Origin of the sequence: Kitasatospora sp. NPDC059462, from assembly GCF_042749955.1 — a bacterium.
In the GTDB taxonomy this organism is placed as follows: domain Bacteria; phylum Actinomycetota; class Actinomycetes; order Streptomycetales; family Streptomycetaceae; genus Kitasatospora.
In genome coordinates this window covers 1-10,654 of record NZ_JBHYUU010000236.1, presented here as the reverse complement: position 1 = coordinate 10,654, position 10,654 = coordinate 1, and the positions used below count along the sequence as shown (strand labels likewise).

The 10,654-nt window shown below is 73.6% G+C and carries 6 protein-coding genes; 3 read left to right on the top strand and 3 right to left on the bottom strand.

Annotated features, from left to right (window positions below; translation table 11 throughout):
• From ACFXAM_RS34880 to ACFXAM_RS34870, 3 genes are all read right to left on the bottom strand, one after another.
• Positions 1-861 (bottom strand): PP2C family protein-serine/threonine phosphatase (locus tag ACFXAM_RS34880; RefSeq protein ID WP_380297477.1); only part of this gene is annotated, 861 nt, incomplete at its 3' end.
• 116 nt (positions 862-977) lie between these two features.
• Entirely contained in the window at positions 978-2,240 is a 1,263-nt protein-coding gene (locus ACFXAM_RS34875; protein ID WP_380297475.1) for an MFS transporter, read from the bottom strand.
• Positions 2,241-2,407: 167 nt separating this feature from the next.
• A complete protein-coding gene (locus ACFXAM_RS34870) occupies positions 2,408-4,234 on the bottom strand; it encodes a CocE/NonD family hydrolase (RefSeq protein ID WP_380297473.1) in 1,827 nt (608 codons plus the stop codon).
• 304 nt (positions 4,235-4,538) lie between these two features.
• Here ACFXAM_RS34870 and ACFXAM_RS34865 point away from each other — a divergent pair, with 304 nt between their 5' ends.
• The 3 genes from ACFXAM_RS34865 to pflB all read left to right on the top strand — a co-directional run bounded on the left by ACFXAM_RS34865 (position 4,539) and on the right by pflB (position 10,583).
• Positions 4,539-5,402: a universal stress protein gene (locus ACFXAM_RS34865; protein ID WP_380297471.1), complete on the top strand. Its 864-nt coding sequence runs from the start codon at positions 4,539-4,541 to the stop codon at positions 5,400-5,402.
• Positions 5,403-5,633: 231 nt separating this feature from the next.
• Positions 5,634-8,282 carry a bifunctional acetaldehyde-CoA/alcohol dehydrogenase gene (adhE, locus tag ACFXAM_RS34860; RefSeq protein ID WP_380297470.1) on the top strand — a complete coding sequence of 883 codons (2,649 nt, stop codon included), beginning with the start codon at positions 5,634-5,636 and terminating at the stop codon, positions 8,280-8,282.
• 24 nt (positions 8,283-8,306) lie between these two features.
• Positions 8,307-10,583, top strand: a complete 2,277-nt coding sequence (pflB, locus tag ACFXAM_RS34855) for a formate C-acetyltransferase (protein WP_380297468.1) — start codon at positions 8,307-8,309, stop codon at positions 10,581-10,583.
• The last annotated feature ends 71 nt before the right edge of the window (positions 10,584-10,654 follow it).

Here is a 10,654-nt window from a genome sequence, read left to right as displayed (position 1 = left end):
GTCCCGGACGAGCCGCGGCGCGGGGTGGCCGCAGTTGACCCAGGTCAGCTCGCCGGTGGCGGTGTCGAGGTCGGCGACCACCGCCGTGAGCAGCCGGTCCGGGATCCACCGGGCCAGCGTGCGGTCGATCGCGTGGACGATGTCGGCCAGGCCGCCGCCGGCCCGCCGGGTGGAGCGGCAGGCGGCCAGGGCGACCGAACTGGCCCCGCCGGACGCCAGGTCGTGGCCCATCGCGTCGAACACCGACACGTGCAGGTGCCCGCGCGCCACCGCGTGGTCGAAGGCGTCGCCGCCCACGTCGTAGGCCGGCTCCAGGACGGCGCTGGAGGTGACGTCCCGGGTGCCGATGGTGCGCGGCGGCAGGAAGGCCCAGAGCAGTTCGGCCTGCAGGCTCATCCGGTGCCGGCGCCCGACCTCGACGATGATGTCGCTGTACGCGCTCTTCGACACCGCCAGCAGGGCGACCAGGGAGGCCAGCGCCTCGAAGCCCGCGGTCGTGTCCGCGTTCCGGGCGCCGCCTTCGATCCGCAGGACGCCGATCCGCTCGACCCCGTCGACCAGCGGGTACCAGCCGACCGCGGGCGAGCCGGTGGAGAACTGGCTGCGCTGGAGGCGGTAGGCGCGGCCGCCGAGCGTCCCCTCGACGTCGACCTCGTCGTCGGGCTCGCCGTCCCCCGAGCCGGGCAGCAGCGGGACGAGGTGCCGCTGCTGGACGTCGGCCAGGAAGATCCGGGCCCCGTCCGCGCCCAGCCCGCGGGCCGCCTCCCGCACCAGCCCGGGCAGCTCCGCCGGCCCGTGCGCCCGCGAGCGGGCCAGCAGCCGGGCCAGTACACCGCCCAGCACCGCGTCGTCGTGGCCCACCGCCGTCCACCTCCCGTCGGCTCGGCGCCTACCCACCATCGGCCCGATCCAGCGCTCCCGCCACCAGGAGGGGCGCACGAGGGGCCGCGGGCGGCCCGCCGACGGCGGAACCCCGGTCAGCGGGCCTTCGCGGTGGCGGCGACGGCGGGAAGGACGGCGAGGGCCAGCAGGCCGCAGGCCAGCGAGAGGAGCGCGTAGCTTCCGGCGGAGACCACGACGCCGGAGGCCAGGCCGCCGGTCGCGCCCGCGACGGCGATGGCGACGTCCACCGTGCCCTGGGTCCTGGCGCGGGTGGCGAGGGGCGCGGCGTCGGTGATCATCGCGGTGCCGGAGACGAGGCCGAGGTTCCAGCCGAGGCCGAGCAGGGCGAGCGCGAGGGCGAGGAGGACGACGGATCCGGCCGGGGCCGCGGCGGCGAGGAGTCCGGCGGCGAGGAGGGTGAGGCCGGAGCCGGCGGCGACGGCGGTCGGGCCGTGCCGGTCGACCAGCCGGCCGGTCAGCGGGGAGGGCAGGTACATGGCGCCGACGTGGATGGCGATGACGAGCCCGGAGGCGGCCGTCCCGTGGCCGTGGTCGTGCATGTGAACGGGCGTCATCGTCATGATCGCGACCATGACGAGCTGGGTGAGGACCATCGTCAGCGCGCCCAGCACCAGCGTCGGCCGGCGCACCTCGTCCTGGTCGGTCGCGGGGGCGGCCGCGTCCCCCGCGCGCTGCTCCTGCTCCGAACGCCGGAGCTCACGGGCGAGCAGCAGGGGGTCGGGGCGCAGCCGGACGGCGAGGACCAGGGCGGCCAGGGTGTAGGCGGCGCCGGCGAGCAGGAAGGGTCCGGCGAGGGCGGGCACGCCGAGGTGCTCGGCCAGCCTGCCGGTGGGGGCGGCGAGGTTGGGGCCGACGACACCGCCGAGGGTGGTGGCGACCAGGACGGTGGAGACGGCCCGGGCCTGGTGGCCGGGGGCGGCGAGGTCGGCACCGGCGTAGCGGGCCTGGAGGTTGGTGGCGGTTCCGGCGCCGTAGACGAACAGGGCGAGGAACAGCAGCACCGGGCTGTCGAGGGCGGCGGCGGCGATGACGCCCGCGCTGCCGACGGCGCCGGTGAGGTAGCCCGCGGCCAGGCCCGGCCGGCGGCCCCTGGCCTGGGAGATCCGGCCGACCGCGACGGCGGCGAGGGCCGAGCCGGCGGTGAGCAGCGCGCTGGGCAGCCCGGCGAGGTCGGTGGAGCCCAGCATGTCCTGGGCGAGCAGGGCGCCGACGGTGATGCCGGCGGCCAGGCCGGCGCCGCTGAGGACCTGGCTGGTGACCAGCACGGTGAGGGTGCGGCGCTGTGCCTCGGAGCGGGTGGGTATGCCGGGCGCGGCGGCCGGGCCGGTGCTGGTCACGGGGTGGTTCTGCCTTCGGGTGCGACGGGTGGGGGTGCCCGGCGCGACGGGTCGTCGCCGGGCAGCCCCCACCGTAGGCCGCGCCCCGAGGGCGGCGGTAGAGGATCATGGTCAGGGGGACCGTGATCGACGGAGCCGTCAGCAGCGGCTGCGGCCCCGGGGCGGGGTCAGCCGAGCGGCAGCTCCAGGGCGGCCTCCTGCCCGGTCTGCGAGCCGACCGTGGTGGTCGTGACGACGGCGAGGTCCATGTTCGCGTACGAGTACAGCGGGTCGCGGCCGTTGACGACCAGCGCCAGCCGGTGGCCGGCCGGAAGGTCGTAGGAGGCGGCCTGGAGCTGCCAGCTGACGCCGGCGTTGACGTTCGGGGTCAGGTCGGTGGCGGTGTACGGCTCGTGGGTGATGATCCGCGCGGTGCCGTCCGGCGCGACGTCGAACAGGTACGCGACCAGGGTGGCGGCGGTGACGGTGCTGCGCACGGTGAGCCGGACGGTGGCGGCGCCCCGGATCCGGCGGGCGACGCCGCCCGAGCCGGAGAGCGGGTCGGTCGCCCAGACCAGCAGCCGTGAGCGGTCGAACGTCGCGAGGTCGTAGGGCTTGGGGTTGCCGAACCACTCCTTCTGCCCGGTCTTCATGATCGCGTCCACGGCGACGGCGTCCGTCAGGGTGCCCGCCTCGAAGTCCCGCGACCAGCCGGCGGCCGGCTTGTCGGAGAGCCGGCCGTCCCCGGAGCCGTCGGCGCCCGTGAGGTACCAGGCCTCGGCGGCGGTGGTGAACTCGTTCCAGCTCGCGAGCGGCTCCCGGCGCGCCGGGACGGTGATCAGCCTGCTGCCGCCCGGGATGGGAAGGGTCTGGTAGGTGAACATGGACTGGGCGTTCACCTCCGGCCAGTCCGGCACGCCGTTGTCGGCGTCGAGCAGGTAGTGGTCCAGCCACTCGTAGGCCTCCCGCATCGGAACGGCGATGCCCGGGAACGGCAGGCCGCTCAGCAGACCGGTCAGACCGGGGCCCTCGGGGGCGCCGTGGTCGCCGATCCAGAGGTTGAGCCGCTTCGGCACGGTCAGCTGCTGGAAGGTGTCGATCACCGAGGCGACCGGGAACAGGGTCTCGTGCCAGGTGTTGGAGATGAAGGTGGGGATGCCGCGGGCGTTGGTGCGGTCCACGTACGTCTGCGGGGAGCGCCTGGTGCCCCAGTCGACCACGGTCTCCATGTCCCGGCCGGCCAGGAAGTTCCTGAGGATCTCCTGGGTCGCCTCGTCGAACTTCTCCTCCATCGGGCCGCCGGTGAAGTCGATCAGCAGCCGGACGGCCTCCAGGTGCCGGGTGCCGTTGTCGTAGAGGCTGGTGGCGAGATTGCCCCAGGTGCTCCCCGCGACGACGACGCGGACCCGCTCCGCGGGGTCGTGCGCGGCCACCAGCTGGCTGATCCCCGAGCCGTAGGACAGGCCGAGGAAGCCGACCCGGGTCGGGGCGAAGTACTCCTCGGCGTAGTCGATCACGACCGAGCCGTCGGTCCGGTCGTTCTCGCCGGCGACGTCGACGAAGCCCTCGGAGGTGGACAGCCAGCCGGGGATGCCGATGCCGCGCGGGGTGTAGGCCAGCACGTGGTAGCCGCGCCGGGCGAGGGTGAGGTAGGCGTAGAGGAAGGGCAGCCATCCGTACGGGTTCCAGCCGGCGGGCACGATCACCACGGGGTGCGGGTTGCCGTCGTTCAGCTTGATGGTGAGCGCGGACAGCCGGAGGTCTCCGTCGCCCCCGGGCACGGTGATGCCGGTGACGTCGACCGTGCCGGCCTGCCGGACGTCGGCGGCCAACTCCGCCAGCTCTGCGGGGAGTTCGACGCCCGGCTCGCCCCGGAGCGCCGCCAGCAGCGCCCGGGCCAGGTCGACGACGGACTCGCTGGGGGTGAGGCCCGGGCCCCAGATGCCGTTCGTCGCGATGTCGATGAGCGTCGCGTCGGTGATCGACGCGATCGGGTCCCCACTGGCAGTGGTCATACGGGCCGTCCTCTCGGTACCGGTGGCAGCGGGCACCCTGCACGGGTGCCACCCGGAATCCTGATCAACCGCGCTCGAACAAAACGGACTTGACGCCGAGGTTCACTCGAAGGGATGCCATCGCACGCACCGAGTTGACGCCACGCCCCGCCGGGCCGAAGGGGCGCCCCGGCCCGGGACCTTCGGCGGCCGGATGGGGCTGCTCGGACCCTGGGGCCGGGCACCCGCCGGGCGGGACGCTGGTCACCGGAGGGGCCGCGCACACCGGGTGCCGCGGACCCCCGGGACCGGGGAGGTCGTACGCATGGCGCACAACGTGACGGTGGGGATCGACGGTTCGGTGCCGAGCGCGGCGGCCGCCGAGTGGGCCGCCCGCGAGGCGGACCGGCGCGGGCTCGCGCTGCGGATGATCCACGTGGCGGGGACCGAGGCCGACGCGCTGGAGCGCGACCTCGGCGGCGGGACGGCGCTGCCCACCCCGGTCGCCGACCTCTGCGACGGGATCGCCGCCGCGCTGCCCGGGCTCGACGTCACCTGCGAGGTCCAGCCCGGGCACCCGGCGTACACCCTCGCCGCCGCGAGCGGGCGCGCCGAGCTGCTGGTCCTGGGCTCGCGCGGCCTCGGCGGGTTCACCGGGCTGCTGATCGGCTCGGTCGGCCTGCGGACCGCCGCCCGCTCGCAGTGCCCGGTCGTCCTGGTCCGGGCCCTGACGGACCGGCAGGACGGCGACGCCGCGGGCGACGTCGTGGTGGGGCTGGAGAGCGACCGGCCCGGTGACGCCGTGCTGGAGTTCGCCTTCCGGTACGCCGCCGACCACGGCACCGGCCTGCGCGCGGTGGAGAGCCGGACCACCTCCCACGACGTCTACGCCACCCGGGCGCCCGTCGAGCAGGCCGAGATCCGCGCGGCGATGGCCGCCGCCGAGCAGCTGCGGCTGGAGGACGCGCTGGCGCCCTGGCGGGAGAAGTTCCCGCAGGTCCGGGTGGAGGCCGAGGTGTGCCCCTGGAGCCCGGGCCGGGCGCTGGTGGAGGCCTCGCACGGCGCCTGCCTGGTGGTGCTCGGCCGGCGCACCCCCGCGCACCCGCTGACCGGGCCCCACCTCGGGCCGGTGGCCCAGTCGGTGCTGCACCACGCGCACGCCCCGGTCGCGGTCGTCCCGCACCCCTGAACCGCACCCCTGAACCGGACCGCCGAACCCGGACCCCCGAACCCGGACCCCTGATCCCCGACCGCTGGTCCCCGACCACGGCGGGACCGATCGCCCACCGCGGCAGGGACCTTCGGACCACGGGGAGGTCCCGTTGGGCGGATGCCCGCCCGGCCCCCGAGCAAGGAACCTGGAACCGAAGGCGCCCGCGGCGCCCGATGTCGGACGATGACCCGAAAGGCAGTCCCGCACATGTCGACCCGCCCGAAGCACGACGCGAAGCCGTCGCCCACGAGCGTCCTCGCCGCCCCGCACGACGCCGTCGACCGCCTGGTCACCGGCGCCCTCACCGCCCTGGAGGAGTACGGCTCCTTCACCCAGGAGCAGGTCGACCACATCGTCAAGAAGGCCTCCCTGGCCGCACTGGCCCGGCACACCGGCCTGGCGGCGCTGGCGGTGGAGGAGACCGGACGGGGCCTGTTCGAGGACAAGGCCGTCAAGAACGTCTTCGCCTGCGAGAACGTCACCCATGTGATGGCCCGCACGAAGACCGTCGGGGTGGTGCGCCGGGACGAGATCGACGGCATCGTCGAGATCGCCGAACCGGTCGGCGTGGTCGCCGGCATCACCCCGGTCACCAACCCCACCTCCACCACGATCTTCAAGGCGCTGCTCGCCCTGAAGACCCGCAACCCGATCGTCTTCGCCTTCCACCCGGCGGCGCAGCGCTGCTCGGCCGAGGCGGCCCGGGTCGTGCGCGACGCGGCGGTGGCGGCCGGGGCGCCGGCGCACTGCGTCCAGTGGATCGAGGAGCCGTCGATGGCGGCCACCGACGCGCTGATGCGCCACCCGGGCGTGGCGACGATCCTCGCCACCGGCGGCAACGCGATGGTGCGGGCGGCGTACAGCTGCGGCAAGCCCGCACTGGGCGTCGGCGCGGGCAACGTGCCGGCGTACGTCGAGCGCAGCGCCGACCTGCGGCGCGCGGTGAACGACATCGTGCTGTCGAAGACCTTCGACAACGGCATGATCTGCGCCTCCGAGCAGGCGGTGATCCTGGACGCGGAGATCCGCGAGGCCGCGCTCGCGGAGTTCCGCAAGCTGAAGGCGCACCACGCGAGCCCCGAGGAGAAGGCGCTGCTGGAGCGGCACCTGTTCGGGGTCGGCGACGGGGTGTCGTGCGCGGGCGCGAAGCTGAACGCGGAGGTGGTGGGCCGCACGGCCGCCGAGGTGGCGGCGGCGGCCGGCTTCGAGGTGCCGGCCGACACCACGGTGATCCTGGCGGACTGCGAGCGGGTCGGGCCCACCGAGCCGCTCACCCGGGAGAAGCTCTGCCCGGTGCTGGCCGTGCTGACCGCGGGCTCCCGCCGGGAGGGCGTCGAACTGGCCGCCGCCATGGTGGAGTTCGACGGCCTCGGGCACTCGGCGGCGGTGCACACCGAGGACGCGGCGTTCACCGAGGAGTTCGGGCACGCCGTGAAGGCCTGCCGGATCATCTGGAACGCGCCCAGCTCGCAGGGCGGCATCGGTGACGTCTACAACGCGTTCACGCCCTCGCTGACCCTGGGCTGCGGCAGCTACGGGCACAACACCGTGGCGGGCAACGTCTCGGCCCTGAACCTGGTGAACATCAAGCGGATCGGGCGGCGCAACACCAACATGCAGTGGTTCAAGGTCCCGCCGAAGATCTTCTTCGAGCGCAACTCCGTCAAGTACCTGGCGAGCATGCCGAACGCGCGCCGCGTCGTGGTGGTCACCGACCACACCATGGTGGCGATCGGTCACCTGGAGCGGATCCGGGGCGTGCTGGACCGGCGCCGGGAGCCGGTCGAGGTGCGGGTCGTCGACTACGTGGAGCCCAACCCGAGCATCGACACGGTGCGCCGGGGCGCGGAGCTGATGCGGGAGTTCGAGCCGGACACCATCATCGCGCTGGGCGGCGGTTCGCCGATGGACGCGGCCAAGGTGATGTGGCTGATGTACGAGCACCCGGAGGTGGAGTTCGCGGACCTCAAGGAGAAGTTCTTCGACATCCGCAAGCGCGCCTTCACCTTCCCCGACCTCGGGGAGAAGGCCAAGCTGGTGTGCGTCCCGACCACCTCGGGCACCGGCAGCGAGGTCACCCCGTTCGCGGTGATCACCGACACCGCCACCGGCCAGAAGTACCCGCTCGCCGACTACGCGCTCACCCCGACCGTGGCGATCGTCGACCCGGCCCTCACCACCCGGCTGCCGGCCGACGTCACCGCCGACACCGGGTTCGACGCCCTCACCCACTGCATCGAGACCTACGTCTCGGTCTACGCCAACGACTTCACCGACGGCCTGGCACTGCAGGGCGTCCGGCTGATCTTCGAGAACCTGGAGCGGGCGGTGACCGCCGGGGCGGACGACCCGGAGGCCCGCGAGCGGATGCACAACGCCGGGACGATCGCCGGCATGGCCTTCGGCTCGGCCTTCCTGGGCGCCGTGCACGCCATGGCGCACACCCTGGGCGCCACCTTCCACGTCGCCCACGGGCGCACCAACGCCCTGCTGCTGCCGCACGTGATCCGCTGGAACGGCTCGGCCCCGGCGAAGGTCACCGGCTGGCCGAAGTACCGCAGCTACGTGGCCCCGGAGCGCTACCAGGCGATCGCCCGGATGCTCGGCCTGCCGGCCGCGACCCCGGAGCAGGGCGTGGAATCGCTCGCGGCGGCGGTCGAGGACCTGCGCGACCGGGTCGGCATCCCGCGCTCCTTCAAGGAGGCGGGCGTCGACGAGGAGGCGTTCCTGGCGGCCCTGCCGCAGCAGGCGATGAACGCCTACGAGGACCAGTGCGCGCCCGCCAACCCCCGGATGCCGCTGCTCGCCGACATGCAGCGGCTGATGCGCCGGGCCTACTACGGCGACCAGGCCTGAGGGCCTGGGAAGGGAGAGACCGAGATGACCACCTCGCAGCGGACCCGGACCACCGCGGTGTCGGCCGGAGCCTGGGACGGCTTCGCCCCCGGCCGCTGGCAGGACGCCGTCGACGTGCGCGACTTCGTCCAGCGCAACTACACCCCGTACGAGGGCGACGCGGCCTTCCTGGCCGGCCCGACCGAGCGGACCCTCGCGGTCTGGCGGCGGATCACCGAGCGCTTCCCCGAGGAGCGCGCCAAGGGCGTGTACGACGTCGCGTACGACATCCCCTCGACCATCACCGCGCACGCCCCGGGCTGGATCGACCGGGAGCGGGAGCTGATCGTCGGGCTGCAGACGGACGCCCCGCTCAAGCGCGCGATCATGCCCAACGGCGGCTGGCGGATGGTCGCGGGTGCGCTGCGGACCTACGGCTACCCGGTCGACCCGGGGCTGGAGAAGGTCTTCACCGAGTACCGCAAGACCCACAACGCCGGGGTGTTCGACGCCTACACCCCCGAGATCCGGGCCGCCCGCAAGGCCGGCGTGATCACCGGCCTGCCGGACGCCTACGGTCGCGGCCGGATCATCGGCGACTACCGCCGGGTCGCGCTCTACGGCGTGGACCGGCTGGTCGGGGCGAAGCTCGCCGAGAAGGCGGAGCTGGACGCCGCCCCCACCGACCCGGCGCGGCTGGAGGAGACGATCCGCGGGCGCGAGGAACTCGCCGAGCAGATCCGGGCGCTGGGCGAGCTCAAGGAGATGGCCTCGGCCTACGGCTACGACCTCTCCGGTCCGGCCACGACCGGCCGGGAGGCCGTCCAGTGGCTGTACTTCGCCTACCTGGCGGCGGTGAAGGAGCAGAACGGCGCGGCCATGTCGCTCGGCCGCACCTCGACCTTCCTCGACGTCTACCTGCAGCGCGACCTCGCCGCCGGGCGGCTGACCGAGGAGCAGGCCCAGGAGCTGGTCGACGACTTCGTCATCAAGCTGCGGATCGTCCGCTTCCTGCGCACCCCCGAGTACGACGAGCTGTTCTCCGGCGACCCGACCTGGGTCACCGAGTCGATCGGCGGCATGGGCGCGGACGGCCGCACCCTGGTCACCCGGACCTCCTTCCGCTACCTGCAGACCCTGTACAACCTCGGCCCGGCGCCGGAGCCGAACCTGACCGTCTTCTGGTCGCCCCGGCTGCCGAGGGGCTTCAAGGAGTTCTGCGCCAAGGTGTCGATCGACACCTCCTCGGTGCAGTACGAGTCGGACGAGCTGATGCGCCCGCGCTTCGGCGACGACACCGCGATCGCCTGCTGCGTCTCGGCGATGGCGGTCGGCAAGCAGATGCAGTTCTTCGGCGCGCGGGTCAACCTCGCCAAGACGCTGCTCTACGCGGTCAACGGCGGCCGGGACGAGAAGTCCGGCGAGCAGGTCGGCCCGGCCACCGGCGCGATCACCTCGGAGGTGCTGGACCCCGACGAGGTGTGGGCGCGCCTCGACGAGCAGTTGGAGTGGCTGGCCGGGACGTACGTGCACGCGCTCAACGTCATCCACTACATGCACGACAAGTACGCCTACGAGCGCCTGGAGATGGCGCTGCACGACCGGGACGTGCGGCGCACCATGGCCTGCGGCATCGCCGGCCTCGCGGTGGCGGCGGACTCGCTGTCCGCGATCACGTACGCCGAGGTCACCCCGGTGCGGGACGCGACCGGGCTGGTCACCGACTACCTGATCGAGGGCGAGTACCCGGCGTACGGCAACAACGACGACCGCGCGGACGCGATCGCGGTGCGGCTGGTCGAGGAGTTCATGCGCAAGGTGCGCAAGCACCCCACCTACCGGGGCGCCGAGCACACCCAGTCGGTGCTCACCATCACCTCCAACGTGGTGTACGGCAAGAAGACCGGCAACACCCCGGACGGCCGCCGGGCCGGGGAGCCGTTCTCCCCCGGCGCCAACCCGATGAACGGCCGCGACCGCCACGGGTACGTCGCCAGCGCCCTGTCCGTCGCCAAGCTCCCGTACGCGCAGGCCGAGGACGGCATCTCGCTCACCCACACCGTCGCCCCGGACGCGCTCGGCCGCACCCCGCAGGAGCGGATCACCAACCTGGCCGGCGTGCTGGACGGCTACACGGCCGTCGGCGGCTTCCACATGAACGTCAACGTCCTGAACCGGGACACCCTGCTGGACGCCATGGACCACCCCGAGAAGTACCCGCAGCTGACCATCCGGGTCAGCGGCTACGCGGTCAACTTCGTCCGGCTCACCCGTGAGCAGCAGCTCGACGTGGTCAACCGCACCTTCCACGACGCGCTGTAGGACGTGTCCGCGCGCCGCCTGGCCGGTCTCGGTACGGAGGTCCACGTCCGCTTCGTGCTCGTCCCCGGCCC